Genomic DNA, 26845 nt, shown 5'->3' on the forward strand with positions numbered 1-26845 from the left:
CATTTTGAATTACGCAGTAGCAAGTACTGCTGTGTCGGCATTAGAAGCTGCATTCTCAGCCGCTTCTCTAAGATCTGCTGGTACAATGCCATTGATAAACTTTGCTGCTTCTTCGTCGTCAGATGAAAGCAACATATATAAAACTTCGTAAGCTGCTGTTTCAGAAAATGCTCGTGACAAAGGATGTCCTTCTGCATCTGTCTTTGTGAATCGTCGGCCATCAACCTTTTCACCGTACGCCGTGAGAATGATTGTCTTAAATGTCTTGATGATCTCTGACACATTCTTTGCTTTAACGATGTCGTCAAGCATCTCTGAAAATTTCTTACCAGTTGTGTATTCTAATTCAAGTAACTCTGGCTTAGATAAATGGAACCAAAGTTTTTCAGTTCTTGTTACTCCGTCGTAATCGTCATATGTAAGTTCTTTACAATACATAGTGTTATACCTCCTTAAAAAGAAAAGACCCCGTAGATTAAACACGGGGCCTATAATTGATTATGTGGATTATGTTTTATTATTTGTTTTTTACGCTGTTTTCATAATTTCAGCGATCTCATCTGGTAACGGAAGTCTACCATCTGTTCCAGGTGTGTAATACTTCTTCTCAGCCCAATCTGGAGCTGACACACCAGATACTGCAACATACTTATTGCCTTCTTTTGTCAAGTAATCTTTGTAATTGGTTGCCCAATCATCAGGCTGTGCTGATAACAGCTCTGGATCTGTTCCGTAAAGAACCTTTTCCAGATCGGCAAGTTTCTTTGCATCTACCTTGGTACTGTCGAGTTCCAAGTGAGCTGTCGGGTTTCCACCAGGAACATCTACTGGAGTTGTGGAAATCGTCCATGAGAATTCAATACCTTCTGGACTGTTGTTCTTTGACTTATATGCCTTCTCAGACGGGCTTGCAAGAGCTCCATAAATCATATGTAACTTATAGCCATAATCATCCTGATCGACATCATTTCCGATTGCCGTCTGGTAGGACATACCAAATGCTGCTCTTTTCTGCTGTCCTGCAAATACTCCTGGCGCGATCTCTTTCTGACCATTACACTCACTGAATGAATCCGGATATGTGTAAGCAGTAATTGTAGCTCCGAAATCTTCAGAGGACATCAGGTTTACATACTTAGCATCATTTGCATATAATGCAGTAACTTCAGCTCCTGATGGACTTTCTGTAACACCGGTAAGGCCATTCCATGCTTCACCCTTTGGGTATGATCCATCAGACTCCTGCTTATAGCAGACACCTTTTTTGGTACCGGTTTCGTATAAACGTTCACCAATCTGATCCCATTTCATTAACATAGGTTTATTCTCCTTTTTTAAAAATATAGTGTGAATACATCGTGATTCAAGTTATCAGCTACATAATGTCTATCGTGGACACAGAATGGGGTTTCTAAAAGTTTATTGATTGCATCATTATCTGGTCTTTTTGAAATCACGATTACTTCATAGCATGTTCTTGAGATGTAAGCATGGTCATTTGCACGCTTCACGTCTCTTTTTTTTATCTGATATCTTATCGCCGGATAAGACATCTGTTTATTGTCAGGGGGCTGATAATACACATTTTTATTCCCTATAAATTCCTCTAATTTACTTTGCAGTTTAAGTCTGCTCGACATCTGTATACACACCCCCTAGTGTTAACGCGATTCTAGGGAAGCTAGATGGATCGATAGTTGTAACTTTCCACTTAACTCCCTTATACTCCGCGTATACAATCTTCTGACAATTCTTCGAGGCATAGGGGTTGGCTACTATACTAATCACATTTGATAATGTGGTATTAGTATTAACATTATTGCTTCCGTTGTGATTCCATCTCTGGGTAAAAAAATCGCCTCGGTATTTATGAGTGATTATTCGTTCCTCACTTAACCCAGGCTCTATTTCCACATTTTCTGCAAACCCAATAAGTCCGCTCCATTTTGCCATTTTGAATTATCTCCTTATAATCAGTCCTTAGCTGCTGTTAATGTTCCCAAATCAGCGCTGGTCGCTGTCGTACCATTTGGTTTCGCATATGATACACTACCGGCATTGCTTGTCACGCTGAAAGATACCGGCACATACAGAGCATCTCCAATAGAAATGATTGCTCTCTTTAAGAACATCTCTTTTAACTCACTTGTCTTAAGCTGAGTTTTGCAAGCAGCATCTGCATATGCCTTTGTATCACCGGATTTTCCGTATACATATGTAGCACTTACGTTTTTGTCTTTTGCATCATTGAAAATCTTATCCATGATTATTTATCTCCCTTCTGATAAATTAAGCAATTGCTTTCTTTGCTTCGGCAAGACCAGGTTCCTCACTCTTTGTCTCGCTGCCAGATCTAAGTACAATTGCTGAGAATGGCTTATCAAGTGCGCCTGAGCAGCGAGTCTCGATCAGATACTTCTCCTGATTGTAGTCGATGTCAAAGTCTTCAAACATGTTGACTGATCCGCCCTTATCAGCGCCGACCTTATAATCAGCAAGGTTTACGATCACACCATATACATCTTTTTCATCCTTATCCTTAAGGCCATCCATAACTGGAACTGTAACGATTTTGCTTACACGAAGTGCTGTTGCAAGTTCAGCTTCAGTCTTATATAACTTGTGTCCGATGGTATCCTCAAGAAGCAGACAATCAGTAAGCATGTCTTCTGTAGTATACAGAACTGGATTTCCTGATCCCTTGTAATTCTTTCTTGATTTAACAGCTGCACGAATGAAATTCTTCGCCTTTTCATCCTCGGATGAACCTGCGGCAACTGCCCATCTAATTGTAAATAAATCGTGATCATTCAGAACTGGACGAATACGATTCTCGTCAACCTTGTCATCACTGGACGCAAGTCTACCATCGCCAAAGAGAATTGATCTTGCGATTTCCTCATCGAGCATCATACGCATCTCAGCCTTGAGCCAAGCAACAACTTCGAAATCTGTGATATCAAGGATGTCATCACGGTCCATCTTCTGTTTCTTATAGATTGTTGTTGGATCAGTACGTCTCTTAAGTAAACCGAATACTTCTTCTTTCTTAAGCTTTCCTTTGATATAACCCTTAGCTCTCGCTTCATCCTCTGTGATGTCAGCGAACATTGACTTGATTCTACTAAATGGAACGTGATGTACAGATGACATTACCTGCTGTACCCAATCCATGCTTCTGCTAATGAAGGTTGGAACTGGAGAATCAGCTTTTGCCTCTGGGAATAAGAATTCAAGATTCTGTACGCCATATTCATCAGCGTGTGCCATAAAACTGTCTTTTAATGATCCGTATTTCTTAAGATCACTAATGATTGTCTTCATATCATCGTGAGACAGAACTGTATTATTCTGCTCATTCTGCATGTTGTTCTGATCGAATAAGTTGTGTTTCATTTCGTTGTCTCCTTTTTTATTATCGTCATTATCTTTGTCATCGCTCGGTTCTTTTTCTGCCTGAGCTTCACCAATTAAGCCGAATAAAACTTTCTTCTGTTCGTCATTCATTGTGTTGATGACTTCTTCGATGGTCTTTCCTTTTTCAGCCCCATCTTTCTTTGGTTCCTTATTTTCAGGTTCTGTTTTCTTTTCCGAGTTATCTTTCGGATCCTCTTTGGAGTCGTCCGCATGCTGAATAATCATGATATTTTCATCATAGAAAGCCTGAAGCTCGTCCGCTTCTTCATCACCATGAGCCATAATAAAGTCAATGCTTGCCCCTGGATTGGCTCCGGCGAGTACGAGACTGACTTCCTTGATGTCACCATGGATTACATCGCCACCGATCTGCTTAAGATGGTTTGCCCATATTGATAAGCAGGCTACATCACCATGCATAACTCGCTTCTTTGCAGCCTGACCTTCTTCGGTATCGTTAAACGATCCGTATGCATATACCCCATCTTCACGATTTTCAAGCAATGCATGTCCGAGAACTGATTCGACTTTTGTGTGGTCATGCATCCACACTAACGGGACCGTTTTTCCATTACAGTCCTTAAATGCGCCGTGTCTAATCGTTCTTCCGTCAGCACAAAGTAAGTCATTTCTAGTGGCATAACCACTGAAATCCCATTTCTTACTCATTTTGATTATTTCCTCCTTCTTGAGATTGATCTTGGATATTTAGTACTGGTGCATCTCCTTCTTTAGCCTGACTGATATTGCTATTTCTCAGTTCGTCAGCCTTTGGATCTTTTGATGGCTTCATACCAATAACCTGTCTCATTTCGTTTGATGTCATAATTTCATTTCTTGTGAATTTATCCGCGATATCTGCGATATTATTGACTGGAACCAGTCTGAACGGATCTTTGAACATCTGAATTGTCTGCCCTTGTGTACGAGCAGTCTTTGTTAAGAATTTTCTTTTAAATTCATCAACAATGGCTGAAACTATCGGTTCAATTGTCCGATTCATATAGTTCAGCATTGTCTTTTCATCAGCAGTACCATCTAAGATACTCTGCGTAATGCCTATCTGGGCAAATACCTGATTAGTCAAATACTCTACCTGATTCATAAGATTGTTTTCAACCGGACGATTAAGCTGAATGATTTTTTCAGTTGCGTCGATATATGCAACACCATATTTACTGCCTACAAGCTGGTCTTCGATATCTTTACGTCTGGTCTCGGCCTGCTCTTTCTTTAGCAATGATCTAGCCTGATATGGTAACTGAACAATTATGTCAAGTTTTCCGGATGCCGTTTTTTCATCTGTCACATCCAGTAATCTCAATTTCTTTGCCAACCGCTGCACCTGTGAGTTAGGCTCATTCACAATCGTATAAAGTGGATTTTCGATAATTGCTATAATTCTTTTGGGCACTACTACATCTTCTCGCTTACCGGTCTGATCGTTATACACTCTAACCTTTACATGACGAGGATACCATTCAAGTATCTTACATGTTCTCATTGATCCGATGATGTAAGAATCAGTTATTAAAGGATCTTCGTCAGTGTCGATAGGTATTGCCCCGACACATCCTTCGTCCAGCATTGACATAACTAAATCCTGTAAAAATGCACGACCTGTCTGGTCGATGTTTGCTTCCAAATTCAAACAATTGTTTAGTCCGGAATCCACATCTTCTTCATACCGGCCGTTTTTGTCATTCTTACAATGTTTAATTCCAACACTTGATGCATCAACGGCAATTCGGTTAAATATGGAATTGATGATGGAGCGATCATTGCCGCCAGTGAGAATCAATCGGTCGGGTCTTCGTCCATATCCACTTCCGTAACCGTATGGATATGTTGGTTCCTTATTTCTAAATGCATTCCATGCCCGTTGAAATCTGTCTGTTACTCCCATTTATTACCTCCTAGTCAAAGGCTTCACGATTGAGCTTATATGCGACATATGCGTCGAGCATTGCTGCTACTGCATCTATCTTCTGCTCATATCGTTTCTTTAATAGTTTTCTATTACCGTTTGTATCTTCCATCGTGATACAGTTACCCATGGCAAACGTCATAAGTTCCTCGTCAAACAAAAGCATACGTTCCTCAGCCAGTTTCTTTAACTCACCTAATGGAACCGATTCTGTTTTAGCTCCCTGTATTACTTTTTCTACTCCGAATGGACTATTTTCTCTTGTCCAACGCTCAACAAATTCCCGAGCATTATATGGGTCATATCCAAAACTTACTACGTCATACTCTCGTTGATTTATGTACTCATCCAAATCATCATAAACCTGCATCATATCTAATACAGTTCCCGGCATTACAATCAGTGAACCTTCATTCATAAAAGATTCATACTTAACTCTCATCGCCATAGGCAATTTCATAAGAGTTTGTTCTGTAATATAGTTTCGAGTCTTTATTCCAAAAGACCCATCACCAATTGGAAACATAAATGTGAATGCACAGAAGTCATCGCCCTGTGATAGATCTGCTCCGAGCGAACACGGCATACCCCAATAGTCTCTTTTTTTCTTATGAGGTAATGTTTCTTCATAAGTGAAATAATAGGTATAGCCTTCCATTGGAATGCCAAATCGCTTCGCCAAAATATCATTTCGAACAGCGGGGTTTTTCTCAGCACGTTCAACATCGTCCTGATAGGTATCATATGTGACTGTTTTTCCAAGATTTGGGTTTGCCTTTATCCACATCTCCGGATTGCTTACTTCGTCAATTGAATCAAGCTTATACCACCATATAGAGGTATGAATCGATGAATATTCACCTTTTAAAATTTTCATCAATTCCATTTTGATTGTGTCTCCACTACCGTTTCGTACGGTACCTTCTGAACTGATTGCTAAAATCAGATAATCATTATTCTGAGCAGTTCCCTGCTCTTTTGCTGACGATTGTTCTATCGCGCCAACGACATCTTCTCGAACATCACCGGATAGCCATTCGTCAATGGTTGCAACTTTAATTCTCTGACCCTGTAGTTTATCAATTGTCATAGGAACGACTTCCAATAAAGAACCAGTAAGGAAATTCTGTATTCCTTTTTTAGTGCTTGCCAGATAGGTATGATTCCCTGTTTTTCCAACAGTACTATGCACGCTTCCTTCAGTTAAGAATTTGTACAGCGGTCCTCTTGAACGAGCGATTGCGGTTCTTATTGGTGACATAACTTCATCCGCTTGCCTCATTGTTGGTGCAGTTGTTATTTGATGTGTTGTGGATGTATCTACATTAAGAAAGTAGTTTTGTATGCATGAGGCATACATAGACTTAGCCGCTCCTCGAGCAACTATAAGATATTGTTTATTAATAAGACGTTTCTTGATTTTCTTTGTAACGTAATGTCCGCCATGATTATCTGGACCGGGAACATATACACTACGTTCGACATAATAATGCCAACAAAATATTTGTTCTGCCCATAGTTTGAAAGTATCAAGTAAATGCAGATCTTCTCCGTTGGTCAATGTCAGCTCATCTTCACAATAATCGACAAATCCTTGCATGACTTGATCATCGTACCATATACCAGGATTAGCAATTAACGCGTCAATGCGGTTCATTTCCATTTCGATCTCGGTATTGATTGCTATATCTCCTCTAATTACGGCATCCCTAAACATACCATAATATTTCGGTACAGCAGTATTAGATAGTCCCATACACGATCACCTAATTACCCTTCTTCTTATCTCCGCCTTCACCGATGATTGGCGCTCTTGCACTATCTTTCTTCTTAAATGCATTATAAGCTTTGGCAATATGGTTATATCCCTTTGCACTTACATCCATAACATCGTTCACTTTACGTCCGGCACTGATATATGCATTTACGATCTTTTCACCAGTCGAAACATCTTTGGGGATTAACTGCTTAATATTTCGTTCGAGACTTAATCGATTGTAAGCATTCTGTAATTCGTTATATGAAAAAAGATCAGCATTTTTATATAACTCTTTTGCTGATCTGCTTTCTAATACTTTCTGTTTTTTTGTTTCGACAGATTCATCTTCGGTCTTCGGTTTATGCGTAAGGGTGTCATATTCTTTTTTTAACTTCGCTGCTCTTTTTCGACCTTTAGCTGTCAATGTTCCATCGGCATTTTGATAACGCCGTACTCCCCATTTCATTCCGAGTATTCCATGATGAGAAAGAAAATCTTCTGAATACGGGGTTCCCATATAACTCCACATAACGTCATCCCTCCTCTTTTTGTTTGTGTTCTGAAGCCACTTGTAGTCGCCATTCCATTTCTGCTATATTCCGATTTATAGCGTCTGCGTGAGTTGAACTTGATGGTGGATCAAACATCATACGAACTTTGAGCCCGACATATGTTTTCGCCCAATCAATATATATATTGTTATTGATAAAATCTTCCCACGTCGCAGTCGAATCTTTAATGCTAAATGGTGTTTTAGGACCAACGCCCAACTCCCATAAGATCATAAATGCCGTGTTAATGTCGGCAATGATATCGTTGTCAAAATCCTTATCTTCATCCAAAACACCATTGAATTCCTTTACGAAATCTAAAATACTATTGGTCATATCGATCTCCTTAATGTTTCCAAGGACATGTGTCGTTTGGTTTTCTTTCTATTGGGTTAGTAATTAACAGATTCACATCGCCATAATGTATGGCATTATGTGTACTTTGAATTGTGCAAACAAGATATTCTGGATTGAGTAATAAATCCGTTCTGGATAAAATATCTGCTTTGGTGATTGGATTTAGATGATGAATTAATACCGGTCCATGAATATCATAACCCGGCATAGCCAAATCGCAACATTGATCCCTTATGATTATTTCGTCTCTGATTTTTTTCCATTCCGGTGATTTATAAAATATCTGATTAAGGTAACGATCTGAACCAAATGTGTCTGCACCTACTTGTCCGTCCAATCGTAAATATTCGAATCGTTCTTCAAAAGTCGGTATTTGTATCAGTTCAGAATATCGTCTAATATTCATCAACATCACCGCCTTGACCAGAATATTTTCGCATTGCTGCTAATGCCTCTGCGTATGTTTCTTCCATTCTCTTTTGGCTCTGTAAAGCTTCAGTTTTAGCCTTAAGTAATCTGTTTTCTTCTCGAAGCTTTTCCAGTTCAAGTTGATCTTTTGTGGAGCCAGCTTTAAGAAAATATGTAATTATTTGTGACGATGCCGTTCCCTCTCGTAACTGTTTTTCTGCTGCCTCGTTAGCCAAAGCAATCAACTGTTTCTCTCTTGCTTCAGGTGTCAACGCCGGTCTGAGTTTAGCAGTAGTGTTTTTAGCTTTCGGCATACTTTTAACCTCCTTCTATTATCTTTTCAACCATTTAGATAACATTTATAAAGACTTATGATGCACCTGAAATATGCTCAGGATTTTTCGAAAGGAGGCATTTTCTGGACGTGGCATCACCAGAATATATGTGCGGAGGGTTTCACATATCAAATTTAAAGAATCATCATAAGTCCTTGTAAATATCATCTAACAATCAAGCAATGAATAACATTTGTAAAGACTCATTAATGTGAAAGGATTGGAAATAAATGCTTGTAAGGGGTGGATTACGAAAAGCATTAATGAGTCTATGCAAATATCATTCATCAACTTTCTCCCATTTTTACCTCCGGGGAATTTTTGAGGAGGGCGGCGATGACGGCAGGGGGTGTGATTTTTAAGACCCCCTCCCTATGTATTCATCATCTATCAGTGATACGGTTAAGCCGCTACGCTGTTATTTGTTATTTTTTTGTAAATATTGAATGGATCAGTTTTAATTATGCTATCAATTGCCTGTTCAACTGCACGATTATATTCTTGCTGTGACAAATTATCTTCAACTTTTGCAATTCTTGCTAAGTATTCGCAAGTGTTGTAACCTTTTTCTTTGTCGAACAATAACCATTCTGTAAACTGTGTAAAAGGATTAAAAGGATTGTCGAAAGTTGTAATTGCAACTAAACGATCGATAGCATTATTACTATTGCTCATTTAATTTCCTCCTTTTAAATACTTTGAAACTGCTGAAACAGAAAGATTCATCTTGTCAGCGATCTCTTGCAATGTGTAATCGGATGCTGCATAAGCTTTGATACGATTAATCTGAACTTGCGAAATACCACGCTTTTCTTTTGGCATTGATCTTTCGCGAAGCACATCTGGATTTGCATTATTAAGTATCTGCTTTAATTTATTTTCGCTGATAGCCCCTGACTGAATTGCTTCCCATTCACGGTCAGTAATTTCTATGGCTCTGTCTCTTCGTGCCACAGATCCAACCTGCTGACGATACTTAGTAAGCGCCTGTTGACTAATCTTTTTAAGATCACTCGTTTTCATATCAGGATTACTTTGCTTTTTCTCGTTTATCTCTACATTCGCCATCCGCTGTGCAGTACGTTCTTTGACCGTGTTCTTAAGGGCATCGTTGAGTTTTGTATCCAGTGAGTCTATCTCATCTTTATACTTGCTCTTTGCCTCTTTACTGGTTGCTATCTTACCTGTATAAGACATCTCTATTCTAGCTTTATTAGCCAGCCCCTTCATGTCATTGGCATACTGGGCATATAATAGCTCCATAGGATGACGTGCTTCAGATACTAATGTATAAGCATCATCAGTCTCGGCCATCTTTGTACTCTTTTTGGTTCGCATTTTCATCTCGTATCGGATCTTACCAGTACGATCTGTATAATATACCTCGCCAGTGGTATTGTCTTTACGCTTAACAGGGGTGTACCGATCAATGGATGCCTTATCAGTGGTATTATACTTAATTGTATCTCCATCAGCGGTTTTGATTGTCACTGTACCAGTCTTTTTATCTATGGTCCGATTAGGGTAATACAAATCATCAGCTGTCTTATAAATCAATGATCCCTCTGGTCTGGATGGGTCATACCACGACTTATCTTTCAGATTGACCTTTGGTGTTCCTTGTGTCGCCGGAACACTTGTCTCTCCTTTAGCTCTTGAAAGTATTGTGGATGCTCCACCAGATCTAACAAGATTGCCATTCTCATCATACTTCGGCTGGTAATCTTTTCTAAGCTGTGCAATGTTATTGTCTTTTTCACTCGCTTTATAGTCGAGCTTGTGTTTTTCAGCATCAATTACAACCATAGAATGTCTAACAGCTCTGGCCAGTTCATTTTCATCCGCGCCAGCTAATGTCATATCTGTGATAAGATTAGATATTTTACCCATTTCTGTCTGAGTATTCTTCATAACCTTATATTCGTGACCATCCCGATAATAATGTTTTTCACCATTACTATCAATCTTTACTTCTCCGCCATATTTGAGTTTTGGATCAAATCCTTTAAGCCCAGCAAGTTCTGGTGTAGATGTGATCTTCACCTTGCTACTGATAGGTATAACCATAGCAGTATCCCCATCGAAGTCTGCACCAGATAATCGAGCAGCTACCTTCGCATTAATACCAACAGCGTCCTGTGCTAATGGTCCAATTATTTTAATCGCATCTTTATTACGATTGTTAACTGTACAAATAGGTATCTCAAACGTTCCTCCGTGAGGGTAACGAATAAGCGCAACCTTTGTTCCGTGTGGATACTTTGGTGCATATATCTCATTATCTTTGAGTGATGGGATTGGTATAATGACATGATACTTCTGATGAGGTAATGCTGCTGCCTGTAAATTGACAGCTGCCGCGTCACAACCATCCGCAAACTTCTCAAGATAATATTTCTTAACAGTTGGGTTAGTCAGTGAACATATCTCAGCATACTCATCCATCTTATTTGCTTTCGCCAAATTAAGCTGCTTTTCTGCCAATGTCTTTGTCTGTTTACCAAGAAACTGTGACGGTAACGCATCTTTCCAGTCATCCCAATCGCCCTCATCAGCTCTCTTATTTATGAGACCAAGTTTCTTATTAGGGTTATCGGATGCTCCAGAAATCCGTTCGCCGGTTTTACTGTCATACCAATACTGTCCACCCTGATCCGCGTCTTTTATAAGTGATCCAAATGGATTGTCCGGATCGTCTTTGATGTCTTTTAAAACTTCGAGTTTAGACTTATCTTTTGTTTTATTGGTATTAAATCGTACATCTATACCATCCGGTAGATCATCAGAATAAACTGCCATTCCCTTGATGTATTTCTTCCCGTCTACCATGATTCGAACCTGTGAATATCTGGATTCTCCTAATGATAAATCAGGACACCCTCTTCTGATTTCAACAAGTCCGTCTTTCTCTAACCCACCATCTTCAGCATAACAAATTGCTAACCGCTTTGAATCCAAGCTTGATGGGTATGTGAACTTTCGTTCAAATGTATCGCCACCATCACGAGATATGTAATCATTAATAGTTTTTACTCTGTCCAGATCATAAATCTCCTGATGTTCGATTCCCGGTTTACAAAGTACCCTCTGAGTCGTTTTCTGAGAAGTATTAGTAGCCTGAGAGAAACGTCCGCCGTATACGTTATACCCTTCTCGTGTAAGAATGGTTAAAGCCTGTTCAAGTTTTTCTTTTGATATTCCAAGCTCACGTTCTACTCCGGTACCGACATCGACCATTTCTTTACTGTCAACCTGCTTCTTAAGATAGTTAGCAGTATTACGAGCCTGTTTCATTTTGCTTTCTGAACTGGCATTAAGCAGTGATCGTACGGTAGACTCATTAATGCCTAGTTTTCGTCCAATCTCAGAATTGTTTAATCCATCAGATCTTAATGATTTAACATGTTCGACAATCAACATACGCCGTTCATCTTTAGCCAAAGACTTTTCAGTACGATACTGTCCTGTGGTAAGTCCAAATTCATTTTTAATATTTTCGGGTGTTTCTTCCCACCCAGTTTTCTTAAGAGCTTCTACTCGACTAAGGAAATCCTGTCCATGCTGATATGGATTCTCTCCTGATCCCCATGGATAACGACCTGAATGCCTCGGCGTTCCATAATGGGCAAGGAAATTTTCGTCAAGCAATAATGAGTCAAGATCTGAAAAAGTATTCATGTTATACCTCCCCGTTATTTAAAGACTGAAATAATTTATCAAGATGAATGATTTTGTCTATAACAGGTGCCACATCTTCTACTGTCGGACAAAATACTTCCACATTGTCATTCTGATAAATTCGAAGCTCGTACTTGATCTCCCCTGGTTTCACTTTGTATTCCAAACAAAAAAGAGCAGCATAAATTAATAGCTGATCCATATATGCCGGGATACGCCCAGTCTTTAAATCATGAATTCTTAATAATCCGTTTTTGAAACTTATAGCATCGGCAGTTCCAAAAAATCTTTCTGAATAAAATAAAACAACCTCTGTGTTCATCTGATATCCGATTGCATCATTAACATATGAATAAATCGTTTTCTTTGAACGAGGTTGTTTAATTCCAAGATCAATTGTTTCTTTTGCCCATGCATGAAGTTTAGTGCCCATCTCAGATGCTTTTTTATTTCGATATATTTCAATCGCTTTTTCATCATCATACCGTAGCCAATGGTATTGACTTGCTGAGAATGGAGCATGGAGTCCTTCAAGACTCGAATGTTGATTGAAGATCATTTAGCACGTCCTCCTTATTTTCTGGATAAATGAAAGCGGCATATGACATACGGTTCATCTTCTCAACATAATACCCTTGATTTGGTCGATGACTCGCCGTAGCATTTTTCTTTCCCTCAAGTGCTGCCCATTTATTTTTGTATAAAATAAGAAGGTCCGGAATTCCCTGTATTTCCGCTGGATCCATATGTACTACAATGCATCCCGGAAATCGGTGTTCCAATTCATTTATCAGCTTTGTCTTGAATTTGTTTTCTAACATCGCTAATAATACCCTCCTTTCAAAATGAAAAAGGAAATGCACGCCGATAAGAAAATAGCGTTTCTATCCTTTCTCTCTATAAAAGGGTATGCAAATGACGCGAGAAGAAAAATGAAGATAATTTGTATTTACCGCTAAAAATAAAGACCCAATGTATTTCTACACTGAGCCTTTATTGACAGATTTAATTTTTTGTTATATCTTTTTTCGCCAATTCACCAATACTGTTTAATGTATTCTCGACTCCCATTGCATAACCAGCATAAACGCCTTTTTCTATAGTTATGTTATTGATTGTTTGATTCATTGCTATTCCAACCATTCCTGCTATAGTTCCAAAAATAAGACCTTTAGTAAAGTCATCCATGTTAGAAATCTTTTCTTTACATTCCTCGTATTTGTTTTTAATTGTTTCTTTTACTTTCATAATAAAAACCTCCTTAAAATATAGTTTTTCTGTCATTAAAGCAGCTGTAGATTTTGCGAAGAAAAAAAGAGTCTTAGTAAAAGACCCTTTTTATTATTTATTATTCTTTTTTATTTGTTACTTGAAAACCTATCGGTTGTTTTTTCTCGGCAATTATGCCATTACTAATTAGAAACGCTGTGTATTTTTTTACATATGGGTCATCTTTATTCATTAGCTTTAATGCTTTTAACGCATATCGCTTACTCATTTCATCAATTTTCTTCAATATAAACATCAATAATTCTTTTGCTAATTGATAACCTAATGTAATTCCAAAACCAATCTTCACACATGTCCAAAATGTCACATTCACCATAATAATTACCTCCTGTTGTTCATATAACAATTTTTATGTCATAATACAGAATGCATTAATCGCGAATTGTGCAAACATTATCCGATAATTCAATTATTATCTCGCAATTACTATATATTATTCATAAATGCTTTCGTATAATTAATACATAATTTAAAAGAAAGGAGGTATGAAAACATGAGTACATTAACAAACAATGGTAATCAGTTATGCTATCTGCAAGTTGATAGACAGTCGGCGGCCGCAACAACACATGCCATAAAAGAATATTTTGGCAGCATGTGTAATTTGGTTGTTATGTCTATTGACGATTTTTATTCAATCACAAAACAACCTTCAAAAAATCAAAAAGGTAATTTTTTGAAGGGCTACGGATTAGGAACATTGGGAGTGCTTGGGGTAAGAACCGCTTGCTATATTATTGTTAATCGGTCTGACATCCAATCTTTTGCTAAAGATAAATACGCCAAATTTATCGAAGCAAAAAACAATAAGAAAAAAGCAAACGATGCCAAAAAGAGACTAAAGTCTAACGTTGATCTTACAGATCCAGACAACATCGATTGCCCGGATTCAGATCTTGACTAGAGGGCTTTAATCACCATATTTTCACCATCTGGCCAAAAGCCCAAAAATTTTCTCTATTTATTATAAAAATATATATTTTTTTTCACAATTAATAAGAGAAAAAAGTGGGTTTTTGGCCACAACACCCCGCAAACCCGCATAAAACCTAGGTTTTTCGCTGGCCAAAAACATTTTCAAAAGTGGGCAGAAACCCACTTTTTTTGGCCATTTGACCAAAATTCTCCAAAATCCACTTCAAAAATTTGCATAAAAAATGACCAGAACCCACAAAAAGTGGGCAACTGGCCAAAAATTTTTATAAAAGTGGGCAAAGATTTTTAGTCAAAATACAGCTAATTATTCTCAGTTTCGAGAGTTATTTCAACACTGTTATCTTTCTTTGAGAAAAACAATCTTACCTTATATGACTTGTCGTTGTTGTAGCCCATATATAATGATCCGCTATCGTCTTCCGAATCATAATCAACAGTGTCAAATCCCGCGTCTTTGCATTTCTGTTTATAGATGTCAAACTCTGATCTTTCGGCGTTTTTTACACTACCAGTAACCAAATCACCATAATTATTGAAACTGATTTCTTCCGCCGTAAATATATCATTTGGATTAGGAATCATTGTTGATAAATCTTTTGTTGATACTTCTTCTGAAACAGTACTATCTGATGATGAAATAGTTGATGTTGAGTTCTCTACCTCATCTACTTCTGCTTCCTCTACAAGAGTTGTTCCAGTCTTACCGGAACTGTCGTCACTTCCACCATTACTGCTATTATCAGAGCATCCAACAGCAAACACGGTGACTGCCAAACCCATAATCAATAAAGCCTTTCTCATATCCTTCTACCTCCTTCGATATGTACAAAATATAAATTGATTATAGTCTGTCTGCATCTGGACTGTCAACTGATTCTGACGCGCTACTGCAAGGAGTTACTGAAAAGCCATTAATGCCACCTACTCCGTATACAGTATTCAATGTATTCTTAGTATTTATCTCTTTAAGAGTGACACGATAATCATCAACACACTTTTTAATAACTGCATCGTGATTTTTTCCTCGCTCCTTCATTTCCTCGGCCAGATCACTAATCCCTTCTGCTAATATGCACACAGCACCAGCAATAATCCAAGCAGTAACATGACTGAATAAACAATAAACTCCCCAACAAAAAAATCCTAAAATCATATACATCTCTTATTCCTCCTTTAATATGTTAAGTCTTTTTTTAATAAATTCGTCTTTCTTTGCATCTTCCTCTTCACGAACAATTTCTACAATGTAGCCATTATCGCTGCTACCAGGTTCAATCTGAATGATTTTAGCACGTCTATCCACAAGACTCCGACCTGATAGATTATTAATATATCTACCGCTCCAAATTTCTATAACTGAATTGTCTAATAACTTTTTCATCATTTTATTCCTCCTTTTTCATACTATCTTTTACTGGCTGAACGTCACATTCCGTTGGTGCAGTTGGACATCCGTCAGGATATTTATCTCTAAGCCAGTTGTTAACCACCTCATTCATGCTTGATTCATCTGTCGTAGTATCCTGGTCGATTCCATTTATTAGCCGCCGTTTTCCTCTTTGATCTTTGGGTTCACATGTAATTATTGATTTATCCGATTTACCCCAAGGAAACGGCTCACCAAATAACATTTTCTCCATAGGAAATTCCGGTTGCTCAGACATCTTTTTCGCGATCTTTTCAAGACTTTCGGTGTAAGAAAGAACATGGGCATACATTGGTGATTCACCTCTTGCTTCAACTACGATTAATACATCTTTGCCATTTTTAATAGCTTCATAGTCACTTCGACTTATAAATAGCTTTTCCATAAATATCACTCCTCCTTTTCAAAACTATAATGTCTTGCAGCATCTTTTGCCATCTGAACAGCATAGTCTACTGCTGCGTCTGTCGTGGTATCTGAATCAATACCGTTTACCATCTCTTCTGAAGTTATAATATTTGTTGTACTGATAGAATTTATTGCATCAATCTGTGCCTCAGTTAGTTTAATACCATGATTCTTGAAAATATCTTCAGCCCATCTAATGTCGGATTTATTAACCTTATTTTCACATCCGCTAGAAGTGCTAACAATCAATTCAGAATACGGTAAACTCTCAATCCACTTACAGAACTCTCGCCATTCATCCAACTTATGGTCTTTACGAGATTTATAAATGTTTGCCAGCACCTCATAATTCAACATGACATTACGAGTCTGGTTATAACTGCTTGGAAGAAGCTGAATCATCTGCCACCAAATTTCTTTTTTGCTTGGACAACCTTTGATTTCAAAATCATCTGAATTATAGTTAATATATATATTTCTATAATCGTTTAACACCTTTATTGTTTCTTCTAAAATCTTATGTGTTCGGATGTCAAGATGTTCATGACTGAAATCATCGATTGTAAACTCTTTCTCAGCAATCTTGTGCATAGTACTGCAAGAGTTCGCAACAGTACCTACCTTGTAAGTATCAAATTCTTTCCCATTAATGGACTATCTTTTACTATTGTTTTTGTGTGTTAAAAAATAAAAAAGAGAAAAGACCCGGATTTTTACTCCGAAGTCCTTACTCTTCTAATAAATATAATATTTAAACCTTTCATTTCGTCTAAACGCCTTTTTTGCACGGATGTATTGAATTAACCCTTTTGCGTGAAATTCCATACGATATAATTTATCATCTTCCAGGAACTCCAAGCCTTCACTGATTTTCTTCCAATCTCTTCCGTATTTGGTCGTTTTAACTGTATAGTATTTCGACATAAACATCACTCCTTTCTCATTATAGGAGATGCTATTTTCGCTAACACAAATATAAAACAATAGGACACCATTTCGGTTTTCATGGGCTTCGTTTCCTAAAACCCAGCTACGTATCAATAGTAGCCCTACTCCCCCGCCCAGAAGGCATAGGGGATAGCCTCTACAGGTTCATTCTAAATAATGTAAAACTATTACTTTTTATCTGTTTCCATAAACTTTTCATCAATATCGGTAATACGTTCGATTGTTTTAAAAACGCATTTGCATTTACGACAAGCATAATAACGTTCTATCTCAGTACCTGATTCATTTATTTTTTGATGATGTGAATATGTATTACTATTGCATTTAGGACATCGCATAAAATACCCCCTTTTTCAAAACATATTAGTTTAAATTATTTAAAAAGTTTCCCACGGGATTCCAATGGGTGGTTCCCCGTTAGCCACGCTGAAATATAAAAGAGAAAAGACCCAGTATAAAACCAGGTCTACATTTCCTAAATAGTTTCAATAAATGCAACATCATTAACATTCAGTTCTAATAGTTGTGAGACTGTATATCTAGTCACGATATTGCATTGTATTAATGTTTTGGCATCTTCTTTCGGACTTGTTTGTTTTTTGTAAGGAACCAAAACATAAATATTTTTAATGTGTTCTAAATCACCAGATTTTAAAATCTCCATTACCTCTTCAAAACTTAGTTGATTAATTGTCATAAAATATCACCATCCTTTCTTTATTTCTCATAAAGGAGTATGTATTTTTCGCTAAATAAAAAAGAGAAAAGACTCAGATTACTCTAAGCCCATTCTCCTTAAATTAGCGGTCGAACATTGTTCCATCCCATACCCATAAATATAATCTATACCATATGAATACTGGTGTTAGTAATACTCTAAAAAATACTACTGCCACATCTATAATTCTATGATCTTTTCTATTCAGGGTCATGTTTTTATAATGTTTCATAACCATCACTCCTTTCTTCATTATAGGAGTTGTAAATTTTGCGTGACCCCTGCCGATAAGCAGGCAAAGTGTTTCATTGGCAGAAAGAACTACCAATATAAAGGCGCAGTGATTCTCACATACACCGGCATCATCCTCATGAACTTCCGATGATCCGTACCAGCATTGGATAAACGCTGCATCAGGGAGTGGTCATTTTCTCCTACTATATATCTCGGAGTGTTACCACACCACTGAGAACTAAATGAACAATGGCTTCCACATAAGTTGTCATAACAGCCTCTACCACTATCACTCTTCTCCCAGCTATTCATTGGATTTCTCATCCCTTCAATAATGAATTTCATCTGTTCTGGACTTGCCAGAACTACATTTTCTAATTTAATCATTTACGTCATCACCCTTCTCAAATAAAGTTTTCACTATGATAGATTCATTTTCATTAGCTGTTATAAGTAAACAGGGTTCGTCATAACCATCACGAAAATATTTTACACTCACCGTATTATCAACAGAAATATCATTTAGCATTCTGAGAATCTCATCGAAAACATATGCTTTTGCTTCGTCTCCGTTAGTATGTCCTTTTATTGATAAAACGCCAGTTGGATTACCCTCAACAGTTGTTTCTAATACTACAGTAGCACATTTACTCATTTAACATAGCCCCTTTCTTACATTCATCTACATCCTAAACAGAAATCCCACCAGTTAATAACCGGAGTCATTATTATGGTTTCAAAATCTACATTTGAATTATTAATCTCCGAGTCCAATACAGTATGTTCGTAAATAGGCTCAGTGCAACCAAGGTCTAATGTAGTATTATATATTCGTATTAGCCATCCTCCACCGTGTCTACCGGTACGTTGAAGTCTAAAACATAAATGATCATGCTCTTCAAAAAATTCTTTAAGCATTTATTCATACCTCCTTCTATGAATATCAAAATCGTCATCATCGCCTTTAGTTCCAATGCAATAGCAATAGCATTCTTTGTCTAACTTAAAATATAACTTGACAAAAGAACGCATCATCACAGCCACTATTTTTTTAATCATCTTTAACTCCCTCTAAATATTTTTTAATTTGCATACATCTGTTGGAATGTTCGCATGTTATAATATGATAACTTATGCCTTCAGATTCATTATTTACATGACTTATAACGTCCGCTGTAAAATCTGGACAATTATGACAGTATTCTTCAACATTTAATTTAATCACAATTAAGCATCTCCTTTTTATCTTCTATAACCTATATCACTCATTTTTCGTATCCTCCACTAAATGCCACCTACCATCTCTTCCATATCTAATTTTGGCGTTACTAGGAATGTTCAATAATTTACTTATTAAATTTTTTTGATAGTCGCTCAACTCAATTCCGTACGCTTTTTCAATCTGTTCAATTATTGGCATGTATTCTTTTCTCCTTTCGTTCGTAATACTCTTCTTTGGATATTTCTACCCAGTCGGGTTTTTCATTACCTTCTGGAGCTCTAAAGAATCTATTGATTTCGATTTTCTGCTGCTCACCATTCTCTGTTTTCAATGCATAGAACACGCCAACAGTATCAAAACCGCCATTCTTTTTATCCACCAAGAAATCCTCGCAATAAACCTTGGTAGGTTTACCGGGCATATAAGGCATTGTTATAGGGTACATTTCTTCAACGATTTTACTAACCAAACCTGACGAATATGTAACATCCGGATTATTAATATCAACACAATAGGACAAGTCATTGTCGTGATATTTCACAGTTCCGTCGTCATATGCATACTTAAACAATGACGGTGTTCGCTTACACTGATATATTTCCGGACCGTCTTCAATGCGCGGACACTTATTCCAAGTGTCATCCGTATCCTCAATTGGAGTTAACGGCTGCATATCAATCAAACGATTAAGTATAGCTTGCGTCATCTTAATGCTGAATCCTGAATGCTCATCATCACATAAGCTATTAAAAGCTTTTAGCGCACTTTCGTAGCAAGCGCAGCCATAATCGAATTCGCCCTCCTTACGATCTGGATTTTCATGTTTACATGCTAATTCAACTTCTTTTTTAGCCCATTCTTTCATACTCATATTATTTTCTCCTTTCAAAAATATAAAAGAGAAAAGACCCAGATTTTACTCTGAGTCTTAACTCTTTAAATTGTTTTATCACGATAACTCACATGCGATACTGGTCGTCTTGTTTTTTGTATCCGATCGTCCCTTTCACCAAAACCCTCAATTATGCCTCCAATAAGGTCAAAGGTGATAAAAGTCCAAATTGTCGTTAATACTGTCCATAACGCCAGTGCTCCTTTAATGAAATTTTTCATGATTAATTCACTCCTTTCTTCATTATATAAGAAGTAAATATCGCGAATTACTCAGTGTCTGCATATCCTTACCCATTATGTTCCTCCTTAGAAACCGGCTCTATAAAGACATTCAAATGTCCATCTCGAGTACTTATCTCATATACGCAAGAGTTTAAAACGCACTCTCCAATGTAATCAATGTACTTTTCATTTAGACCATTAGGTATTTTTAATTTTGGTGTCGGACATCCCCTTTCAAAAATATGTACATCAGAATTGACAATATACAACAAATCTCTAACTCTAATGGAACGTGGATCCGAAGTATGTGTAGGAATTTGTTCTCGTATTTCAATAATTTCTCTAAAATTTTTATTAGCATTTAGAGATGATGTCATTTTGTTTCCTCCTTCCAAGTGATACGTATTTCATCAGCTTGCAACCAACTATTATATTTATATGTACGTATCGTGTACCCTAAATTTTCATAATGGGTAATTAACAACTTACAAACATCATCGCTAATATGATCGCGCTCACAAGCCACTCCATATGAACCTTTTTTCGTAGCCTCCTTAATCTTTCGATTTATTTTTTTCACAGTACTTATGTATAACTTTTTTTGATATTTGGCTTCGCTCAATACAGTTTTTGATCTTGCTTCCTCTGCATTAATCATATTCCTTCCTCCCAACTTATTCTTATTGCCGTGTAACCATGATATACGCCCAGTGCCAATTGCTTCGTATGTAATGGGTCATAACCACACTCAACGTAATATCCTAAACTTCTAATTTCTTGAATCAATGCACAAATCGTATCATCGTCAAGAATATCATCAAATTCATCAAATGAATAAATACACGAATAACGTCCTTTATATATCGCTTCTTTAATTTTACCGTCAATTGATTTTAGGACATCTCTACTTTTTCCATTTAATATAGTTTTCTGTCTTGCTTCCTCTGCATTAATCATGTTCTTTCCTCCTTTTACTGATCTTTCAACTTTACCGTGTAAATCTTTCCATTTACTTCTATCACATCATACTTCTCAATAAATTCGTTATAGTTTACCGAATTGTCAAGGATGACATCGTATCGAATTGGCTGTGCACATGCAAACATAACTATAAATAACACAGACAATATACAAGCACCTAAAAATATGTATGGCACTATTTCATGACTTATAAATAACAAATCACTAACAAGCGACACCACAAACAATATAATAAGTATTAGAACGACAATGTTCTGATGCTCATAAACAGCCGGTAAGAATGCACCTTTTACATTTAATATTGTTACTCCACTCATAAATCTACCTCCGTGTAATATTTAGGATGTTTCCATAAAAGTTCCCAATCATCACAATCGGCATATACATGCTCATTGCTATAATCTACAACTATAATTCCAAAGAAGAATTTTATACATTTCTTTTGAAACCAATTAAAATGGTGATCTACACGAATGCTCACAGTGTAGTTCTTACCTATGTATAAAGTACTTCCGATTAATAATTTAGGTATATTAAACTCATCCATTCATTTACCTCCTCAAAATCCACATGAAACAGCGAATTATTTATTTGCTGTACAAACCAATCTGTTTCATCTTTTTAAGAAATAGTTTCATCTCATATCCCGTAAGACCAACACATGTATTTCCAATCTTTTTCTGATCTGTTAGTTCAGCATCATAAGACTGTAGCAGGTGTCTACCAGAAGCCTTTTTAAGAATATCTACCGACTGAATAAATCCATATTTAGCATCTTTTCTTTTATACTCTACGCCATACTCATCTTCTTTTATTTTAATAAATCCAATCTTTGCTAATTTATCATCTACTGTTTTAAATAATTTCATTTTTTTTTTATTTCTCCTTTATTTATTCTCCATCAAATACAATAATTTCGTTTGATATTTTAGGTATATTAAGCCCTTACATTCATCTACCTCCTAACTTCTTTGCAATCATATCTCTTACTACCGCATCTAGCACAAAATATGGATCGCTTTCCTTATTCCGCGCGACCTCATATTCAAGCTGCTTACGATATCGATCACAATTTTTATCATCTACTATTAAAAAATCACGAAGTATATTTAATTTATACTCGATCGTTTCTTTAACGGTTAACCCTTGAACCACATAAGCCATTTGTATCCTCCTATGCTCTTTTATTTCTTATTTCTCTTGGAACAATATAATGATCGGCTTCATACCCCCGCTGATCAAAATATTGTGTAGATGGCATGGAAAAGCGAATTTCATAAACGCCACAATCTGTTTCAAACTCATGAACTGCATGTATCATCACTTGTCCATTATCGTTTGTTATTTTTGATCGATATAACATTCGCTGCCATTTAACATCCTCCTGCAATAGCCTATTAATCATGCTTGCCTCCTATCTGTGATACATCTGCCACTCCTCTACAAATTCAGCTGTCGTGTCAACAATTTTTTCTACACTGAAAAAACTGTGACCATTAACACATAACCGTCGTCTCATAATCTCATTATCATCCGGATTCTGAACCGTATCCGACACTACCATTTTTCCTCCACATTTTGGGCATTTCATTCTTTCGCCTCCCATCTAACTGGTTTATGAGAATCGTCATTGTATGGATGATTCAAACAATCATCGCATGGATCTTCAGTTTCTTTTTCATCTTTGTACGCACACTTCTCACAATAAACATTGAAGTATACTTCCTTTGTGCTAGTTTCCATTCTGGTCACTCCTTTCGTAAAAAATAAGAGAAGTCCCTGATATAATCAAAGACCTCTCTTGGATTGTTAATAAAAATATTTTCTTAATATATAACGCTTATAGCGTTCTACTACTTTACATACTATGATCTCCTTGTCGTACCCAAAGACTATTTTGTCTGTTATACCGTAAACTGTATACATGAAAATATCATCATCATTTTTCAAATAGATAATTAAATTGTCATCTTGTATAGTTACTCGTATTCCAGCATTAATACGTTCCTTGAGCATTCCATGAATCGCAATACAATATAAATATTCGTAATCTGCCATAAACTTCACTCTCCTTTTCACTATAGAGAGTGTTTTCTACGCGCTTCCATAACCTCAAAATAATACCGGTTAGCGATTAGCATCGTATTACCCAATACCATCCATAATCCAAGCGGTATGGTAAATACTGCAAATGTACAATCATCGATCATTATACTGGCAATTATTGAAAATACCACAACGAAAAATCCTATAATTCGCTGCTTAAGAAAATATAATTCTTTTTTTCGTTTTTCAACAGTATTTTTTAATTCGTAATCCGGTTTTGCAACGCCAACAGAATATCCATAATGACATCCATCAGTGTATCCTTTATTATATATAGCTTTTTCATAATCACTCATAAAAATAGACTCCTCTTATGCAACTTTTTGAGTATTATTTACCCATCTAGTTTCATTGAATTTTTTCTTAGCTGCTAAAGCCCGGCTTATTGCAATATCAATTCCTGATCGACTTTTTAGGTGATAATAATATAAATCTGTAAATGGTGTATTTAATCGATCTATACGACCACTTGCCTGCTCCATTACCTTATAAGAATAGTTTTGTGAATAGAATATAATTGTATCTGTTGTTATACAGTTCCATCCCTCACAACCCGCAGTATACTGCACCAAATATACCCAACTATCAGAAGTTGGTACTTCTTGATGAGCATGACCATTCCACTCTGCAACTTCGAAATTATCCTTGTTACACATTGGTAGTAATAGTTCTTTTAGTAATTCCAACTCATAATCAAAATTATAGAAAACTATTGATTTAGGATGCTTTTCTATCAGTTCAAGAAATGAAATCTGTCTGGAATCAGATTGATTCACCATTCTTCGTAAGGAATAACATAGTTCGGATGCATTTTTTATTGGTTCGTTTGTCCACGGATTCCATCTAAGTTTTGTTATCTGACGATATGCAATATGATCATAATCAACATAAATATCTTCATGGTGTGCTACTGTCTTACGCTCAAAATCCATGTCAACCAGAATATTATTTCTTAATCTGATGAGTCTTCCGGTATTCAAGTATCGATCTATCTTAGGAAATTTACTAAACCGAGAATATACAACATGCTCGTCTATAAATTCTGTTTTATTTCGATAGAATCCGTTAGCAATAAATACCGGAATATAATCAGACCAAGTGTCCCCCGGAGTTGCCGATAAAAGAATCCATTTATTACTCTTGGCAATCTTTAGGAACGCCTTTACCCAAGCCCCGGAACCAACTACTCGCTGCTCATCAAATATAAAGAATGCATCTTTTACATCTGAATATTTTTGTATATTATTCCAGCTATCGATCACGACTTTATTACCCCATCGGGATTTATTCCGCTTTTCATTTGTAGATAATAAAAAAGGAATGAGTTCCTCTTCCCATTCCAAATTATCTCGTTTTTTTGCAGTTGTTATAATATAAAGATCAGGCGGTCGTTTGGTCATTGCTTTATATCCATGCTCATCTATGGAACCGCCATAGAGTTGAAAATAGTAATACAATGACGTGCGACTTTTACCAGATCCTACACCCCCACACAAAATACATCCATTATGCATTTTAGGTATAGCCTCTTTTTGGTGGGGGTATAGAAATTCTTTTTTATTACTTACTGTATTCATGAATCAAGGCCAAACAAAATTTTCTGTCCGCAATATATACAATGAGCAACCCGCTGACCAACATATACATCATGATTTAACAGGCTTTTGCAGCTCGGACAAAATGGATATGTCCCGCCTTTGATAACCCCATCCATAACTTTGAAATATTCTGCTGGCTTTTCATTAAGATGGTCTAAAGCTATATCAAGACGCTTTTTGCTAATTTTACTTATTGTCTTATCACATTCGCCAAATAACGAACCAGTTATTGATTCAAATATAAAATTCTCGGCATCTTCTTTAAATTGCAAAGTAACATTCTCGACCATTTCTAAAGGCGAGTCGCTTGAGTTATTCTCCATCATTTTGTATCTCCTTTCTAACCTGATCCAATTTTTTCTTTATTTTCCTATCACCGATTGGCACCTCATATCCCTGAAGATATGCGATAATCATCGACGCCCGTTTATGACTTTGAGTAATGCAGACAGGAGCGCTATTATGCAATACAATATACTTATATGTAGAATTATATTGCTTCACCTTTATTATCCGAAACTGTATCAGCATCTTATACACGCTCCAGTTCCTCAATTGTTGTGGCTGTATCTGTGACTCGTAAACCTGTTATAATAACATTTATGAATTTATTTTCACTAACGAAATCCATAAACAATCTGTTCAAATCTGCAAAGTCAGGTGTCGATTCATTCATAAAACGAACGTCAAATTCGGTTTCGTCTGTTTCATTTTCTGAATGCGAAAATTCTACAGCTACTGAACACCACGCTACAGATTCATTTGTTTTATTGTCACATTCATATACAAATGTTCCGCCATTCATAAGGTATTCAACTGGTGTAGCCGATGGTTTAATTGTCTTTTTCATTTTCGTTGTCCTCCTCTGGCGGTGTCATAAACGCACCAAGAAACATTGATACTAAATCTATTGACGTAGGTTCTTCTAATGAATCTTTATTGGCATTTGGCAACCACTTCTTGAATGTTTCATAATATCTTCCTGTATTCTTACCGATCATTTTTTTACAGATAGCCATAGCCAGACCTTTCTCTGGGTCGAAAGCTTCTCCGTTCTGAGCCTTAACCACTGTTTTTGTACCATCGTTCCAAAATACGATAGTTGCTGGATCGTTAAAAATAACGTTCTCCACTCCCGATCCCCATGGATAACGACCCGAATGCTTCTGAACACCATGTAAAGAATCAAAGAATGTTTTAGTTGCTATAACATCATTTTTACAATATTCAACAGCTTCCATCGTTAATTTTTCTGGTACGGGCTTATCCCATGGCAATCCAAGCTCCTGGTGATGAATTCCCATTTCAATTTCAAGCTTCTTAAGACTTTTTTTGTTTCCGGCAGAAGCGAAATCATTAGATAATACGGCCTCTCCTCCTATAGAGTAACCCACTATTTTACCGTCATATATAATTGGACTAAACATATA

General features: G+C 36.7%; 44 protein-coding genes and 1 pseudogene. 1 reads left to right on the forward strand and 44 read right to left on the reverse strand.

The features are described 5' to 3' along the window. Window positions 1-9: 9 nt before the first annotated feature. The 17 genes from WKT03_RS04785 to WKT03_RS04865 form a co-directional block, all read right to left on the reverse strand. Complete coding sequence (locus WKT03_RS04785; RefSeq protein WP_340390990.1) at window positions 10-438, reverse strand: hypothetical protein; 429 nt, start codon at window positions 436-438, stop codon at window positions 10-12. A 90-nt stretch (window positions 439-528) separates the two neighbouring features. Next, window positions 529-1317: a hypothetical protein gene (locus WKT03_RS04790; protein WP_340390991.1), complete on the reverse strand. Its 789-nt coding sequence runs from the start codon at window positions 1315-1317 to the stop codon at window positions 529-531. Window positions 1318-1623: 306 nt separating this feature from the next. Continuing rightward, complete coding sequence (locus WKT03_RS04795; protein ID WP_340390992.1) at window positions 1624-1953, reverse strand: DUF7253 family protein; 330 nt, start codon at window positions 1951-1953, stop codon at window positions 1624-1626. A gap of 20 nt (window positions 1954-1973) precedes the next feature. After that, a complete protein-coding gene (locus WKT03_RS04800) occupies window positions 1974-2264 on the reverse strand; it encodes a hypothetical protein (RefSeq protein WP_340390993.1) in 291 nt (96 codons plus the stop codon). A 25-nt stretch (window positions 2265-2289) separates the two neighbouring features. Next, window positions 2290-4086: a phage major capsid protein gene (locus WKT03_RS04805; protein WP_340390994.1), complete on the reverse strand. Its 1797-nt coding sequence runs from the start codon at window positions 4084-4086 to the stop codon at window positions 2290-2292. Next, on the reverse strand, window positions 4079-5323 hold the full coding sequence (locus tag WKT03_RS04810; RefSeq protein ID WP_340390995.1) for a phage portal protein: 1245 nt from the start codon (window positions 5321-5323) through the stop codon (window positions 4079-4081). The genes WKT03_RS04805 and WKT03_RS04810 overlap by 8 nt, the downstream gene beginning before the upstream one ends. A 10-nt stretch (window positions 5324-5333) precedes the next feature. Further along, entirely contained in the window at window positions 5334-7100 is a 1767-nt protein-coding gene (locus WKT03_RS04815) for a terminase TerL endonuclease subunit (protein ID WP_340390996.1), read from the reverse strand. Between the two features lie 10 nt (window positions 7101-7110). Then, window positions 7111-7632, reverse strand: a complete 522-nt coding sequence (locus WKT03_RS04820) for a DUF7211 domain-containing protein (RefSeq protein ID WP_340390997.1) — start codon at window positions 7630-7632, stop codon at window positions 7111-7113. A 4-nt stretch (window positions 7633-7636) separates the two neighbouring features. Next, window positions 7637-7990 carry a phage head-tail connector protein gene (locus WKT03_RS04825; RefSeq protein WP_340390998.1) on the reverse strand — a complete coding sequence of 118 codons (354 nt, stop codon included), beginning with the start codon at window positions 7988-7990 and terminating at the stop codon, window positions 7637-7639. Between the two features lie 10 nt (window positions 7991-8000). Beyond that, window positions 8001-8417 carry a hypothetical protein gene (locus WKT03_RS04830; protein ID WP_340390999.1) on the reverse strand — a complete coding sequence of 139 codons (417 nt, stop codon included), beginning with the start codon at window positions 8415-8417 and terminating at the stop codon, window positions 8001-8003. Continuing rightward, window positions 8407-8733 (reverse strand): hypothetical protein, encoded by a 327-nt coding sequence (locus WKT03_RS04835; protein WP_340391000.1) that lies wholly within the window; start codon window positions 8731-8733, stop codon window positions 8407-8409. Before WKT03_RS04835 ends, WKT03_RS04830 begins: the two co-directional genes overlap by 11 nt. 423 nt (window positions 8734-9156) lie before the next feature. Then, entirely contained in the window at window positions 9157-9429 is a 273-nt protein-coding gene (locus tag WKT03_RS04840; protein ID WP_340391001.1) for a hypothetical protein, read from the reverse strand. Continuing rightward, window positions 9430-12432 (reverse strand): helix-turn-helix domain-containing protein, encoded by a 3003-nt coding sequence (locus WKT03_RS04845; protein ID WP_340391002.1) that lies wholly within the window; start codon window positions 12430-12432, stop codon window positions 9430-9432. Window position 12433: 1 nt separating this feature from the next. Continuing rightward, window positions 12434-12991 (reverse strand): hypothetical protein, encoded by a 558-nt coding sequence (locus WKT03_RS04850; protein ID WP_340391003.1) that lies wholly within the window; start codon window positions 12989-12991, stop codon window positions 12434-12436. Beyond that, window positions 12963-13253 (reverse strand): hypothetical protein, encoded by a 291-nt coding sequence (locus WKT03_RS04855; protein WP_340391004.1) that lies wholly within the window; start codon window positions 13251-13253, stop codon window positions 12963-12965. Before WKT03_RS04855 ends, WKT03_RS04850 begins: the two co-directional genes overlap by 29 nt. Window positions 13254-13437: 184 nt before the next feature. Further along, on the reverse strand, window positions 13438-13680 hold the full coding sequence (locus tag WKT03_RS04860; protein WP_340391005.1) for a hypothetical protein: 243 nt from the start codon (window positions 13678-13680) through the stop codon (window positions 13438-13440). Between the two features lie 100 nt (window positions 13681-13780). After that, a complete protein-coding gene (locus WKT03_RS04865; protein WP_340391006.1) occupies window positions 13781-14038 on the reverse strand; it encodes a hypothetical protein in 258 nt (85 codons plus the stop codon). Window positions 14039-14215: 177 nt separating this feature from the next. Here WKT03_RS04865 and WKT03_RS04870 point away from each other — a divergent pair, with 177 nt between their 5' ends. Then, window positions 14216-14626 (forward strand): hypothetical protein, encoded by a 411-nt coding sequence (locus WKT03_RS04870; RefSeq protein ID WP_340391007.1) that lies wholly within the window; start codon window positions 14216-14218, stop codon window positions 14624-14626. Window positions 14627-14958: 332 nt separating this feature from the next. Here the strand turns inward: WKT03_RS04870 and WKT03_RS04875 are convergent, their stop codons facing one another. The 27 genes and pseudogenes from WKT03_RS04875 to WKT03_RS05005 all read right to left on the reverse strand — a co-directional run bounded on the left by WKT03_RS04875 (window position 14959) and on the right by WKT03_RS05005 (window position 26842). Further along, the gene (locus WKT03_RS04875) at window positions 14959-15459 is read right to left on the reverse strand and encodes a hypothetical protein (RefSeq protein ID WP_340391008.1); all 501 of its coding nucleotides are present in this window, start codon (window positions 15457-15459) and stop codon (window positions 14959-14961) included. A 40-nt stretch (window positions 15460-15499) separates the two neighbouring features. Further along, on the reverse strand, window positions 15500-15817 hold the full coding sequence (locus tag WKT03_RS04880) for a hypothetical protein (protein WP_340391009.1): 318 nt from the start codon (window positions 15815-15817) through the stop codon (window positions 15500-15502). 3 nt (window positions 15818-15820) lie between these two features. After that, a complete protein-coding gene (locus WKT03_RS04885) occupies window positions 15821-16042 on the reverse strand; it encodes a hypothetical protein (protein ID WP_340391010.1) in 222 nt (73 codons plus the stop codon). A gap of 1 nt (window position 16043) precedes the next feature. Continuing rightward, complete coding sequence (locus tag WKT03_RS04890) at window positions 16044-16469, reverse strand: hypothetical protein (protein ID WP_340391011.1); 426 nt, start codon at window positions 16467-16469, stop codon at window positions 16044-16046. Window positions 16470-16735: 266 nt separating this feature from the next. Further along, window positions 16736-17134, reverse strand: a pseudogene (locus WKT03_RS12635) (hypothetical protein); the annotation flags it as partial. Between the two features lie 781 nt (window positions 17135-17915). Beyond that, complete coding sequence (locus WKT03_RS04900; RefSeq protein ID WP_340391013.1) at window positions 17916-18137, reverse strand: hypothetical protein; 222 nt, start codon at window positions 18135-18137, stop codon at window positions 17916-17918. Window positions 18138-18771: 634 nt separating this feature from the next. Further along, on the reverse strand, window positions 18772-19047 hold the full coding sequence (locus WKT03_RS04905) for a hypothetical protein (RefSeq protein ID WP_340391014.1): 276 nt from the start codon (window positions 19045-19047) through the stop codon (window positions 18772-18774). 23 nt (window positions 19048-19070) lie between these two features. After that, window positions 19071-19310 carry a hypothetical protein gene (locus tag WKT03_RS04910; RefSeq protein WP_340391015.1) on the reverse strand — a complete coding sequence of 80 codons (240 nt, stop codon included), beginning with the start codon at window positions 19308-19310 and terminating at the stop codon, window positions 19071-19073. Window positions 19311-19443: 133 nt separating this feature from the next. Then, window positions 19444-19617, reverse strand: a complete 174-nt coding sequence (locus WKT03_RS04915) for a hypothetical protein (RefSeq protein ID WP_340391016.1) — start codon at window positions 19615-19617, stop codon at window positions 19444-19446. 36 nt (window positions 19618-19653) lie between these two features. Continuing rightward, the gene (locus tag WKT03_RS04920; protein ID WP_340391017.1) at window positions 19654-19812 is read right to left on the reverse strand and encodes a hypothetical protein; all 159 of its coding nucleotides are present in this window, start codon (window positions 19810-19812) and stop codon (window positions 19654-19656) included. Next, window positions 19799-20485, reverse strand: coding sequence for a hypothetical protein (locus WKT03_RS04925; RefSeq protein ID WP_340391018.1), 687 nt, complete (start codon window positions 20483-20485; stop codon window positions 19799-19801). Before WKT03_RS04925 ends, WKT03_RS04920 begins: the two co-directional genes overlap by 14 nt. A 65-nt stretch (window positions 20486-20550) precedes the next feature. Beyond that, complete coding sequence (locus WKT03_RS04930) at window positions 20551-20727, reverse strand: hypothetical protein (RefSeq protein ID WP_340391019.1); 177 nt, start codon at window positions 20725-20727, stop codon at window positions 20551-20553. 68 nt (window positions 20728-20795) lie between these two features. Continuing rightward, on the reverse strand, window positions 20796-21107 hold the full coding sequence (locus WKT03_RS04935; RefSeq protein ID WP_340391020.1) for a hypothetical protein: 312 nt from the start codon (window positions 21105-21107) through the stop codon (window positions 20796-20798). Then, entirely contained in the window at window positions 21104-21388 is a 285-nt protein-coding gene (locus tag WKT03_RS04940) for a hypothetical protein (protein ID WP_340391021.1), read from the reverse strand. The genes WKT03_RS04935 and WKT03_RS04940 overlap by 4 nt, the downstream gene beginning before the upstream one ends. Further along, on the reverse strand, window positions 21385-21687 hold the full coding sequence (locus WKT03_RS04945; protein ID WP_340391022.1) for a hypothetical protein: 303 nt from the start codon (window positions 21685-21687) through the stop codon (window positions 21385-21387). The genes WKT03_RS04940 and WKT03_RS04945 overlap by 4 nt, the downstream gene beginning before the upstream one ends. A 14-nt stretch (window positions 21688-21701) precedes the next feature. Next, a complete protein-coding gene (locus WKT03_RS04950; RefSeq protein ID WP_340391023.1) occupies window positions 21702-22028 on the reverse strand; it encodes a hypothetical protein in 327 nt (108 codons plus the stop codon). Next, window positions 22025-22258: a hypothetical protein gene (locus WKT03_RS04955; protein WP_340391024.1), complete on the reverse strand. Its 234-nt coding sequence runs from the start codon at window positions 22256-22258 to the stop codon at window positions 22025-22027. The genes WKT03_RS04950 and WKT03_RS04955 overlap by 4 nt, the downstream gene beginning before the upstream one ends. Before the next feature lie 40 nt (window positions 22259-22298). Further along, complete coding sequence (locus WKT03_RS04960) at window positions 22299-22580, reverse strand: hypothetical protein (RefSeq protein WP_340391025.1); 282 nt, start codon at window positions 22578-22580, stop codon at window positions 22299-22301. Window positions 22581-22662: 82 nt separating this feature from the next. Beyond that, entirely contained in the window at window positions 22663-22875 is a 213-nt protein-coding gene (locus WKT03_RS04965) for a hypothetical protein (protein ID WP_340391026.1), read from the reverse strand. A gap of 10 nt (window positions 22876-22885) precedes the next feature. Then, complete coding sequence (locus tag WKT03_RS04970; RefSeq protein WP_340391027.1) at window positions 22886-23116, reverse strand: hypothetical protein; 231 nt, start codon at window positions 23114-23116, stop codon at window positions 22886-22888. A gap of 9 nt (window positions 23117-23125) precedes the next feature. After that, window positions 23126-23302: an NrdR family transcriptional regulator gene (locus tag WKT03_RS04975; RefSeq protein ID WP_340391028.1), complete on the reverse strand. Its 177-nt coding sequence runs from the start codon at window positions 23300-23302 to the stop codon at window positions 23126-23128. A 218-nt stretch (window positions 23303-23520) separates the two neighbouring features. Continuing rightward, window positions 23521-23769 (reverse strand): hypothetical protein, encoded by a 249-nt coding sequence (locus tag WKT03_RS04980; RefSeq protein WP_340391029.1) that lies wholly within the window; start codon window positions 23767-23769, stop codon window positions 23521-23523. A gap of 20 nt (window positions 23770-23789) precedes the next feature. Continuing rightward, entirely contained in the window at window positions 23790-24113 is a 324-nt protein-coding gene (locus WKT03_RS04985; protein WP_340391030.1) for a hypothetical protein, read from the reverse strand. Between the two features lie 15 nt (window positions 24114-24128). Next, complete coding sequence (locus WKT03_RS04990; protein ID WP_340391031.1) at window positions 24129-25394, reverse strand: hypothetical protein; 1266 nt, start codon at window positions 25392-25394, stop codon at window positions 24129-24131. Next, a complete protein-coding gene (locus tag WKT03_RS04995) occupies window positions 25391-25741 on the reverse strand; it encodes a hypothetical protein (RefSeq protein ID WP_340391032.1) in 351 nt (116 codons plus the stop codon). Before WKT03_RS04995 ends, WKT03_RS04990 begins: the two co-directional genes overlap by 4 nt. A 206-nt stretch (window positions 25742-25947) precedes the next feature. After that, window positions 25948-26265: a hypothetical protein gene (locus tag WKT03_RS05000; protein WP_340391033.1), complete on the reverse strand. Its 318-nt coding sequence runs from the start codon at window positions 26263-26265 to the stop codon at window positions 25948-25950. Further along, on the reverse strand, window positions 26249-26842 hold the full coding sequence (locus WKT03_RS05005; protein WP_340391034.1) for a hypothetical protein: 594 nt from the start codon (window positions 26840-26842) through the stop codon (window positions 26249-26251). The genes WKT03_RS05000 and WKT03_RS05005 overlap by 17 nt, the downstream gene beginning before the upstream one ends. Window positions 26843-26845 lie beyond the last annotated feature (3 nt).

It is taken from the genome of Coprococcus sp. HCN-4056, assembly GCF_037892645.1.
In the GTDB taxonomy this organism is placed as follows: domain Bacteria; phylum Bacillota; class Clostridia; order Lachnospirales; family Lachnospiraceae; genus Coprococcus; species Coprococcus ammoniilyticus.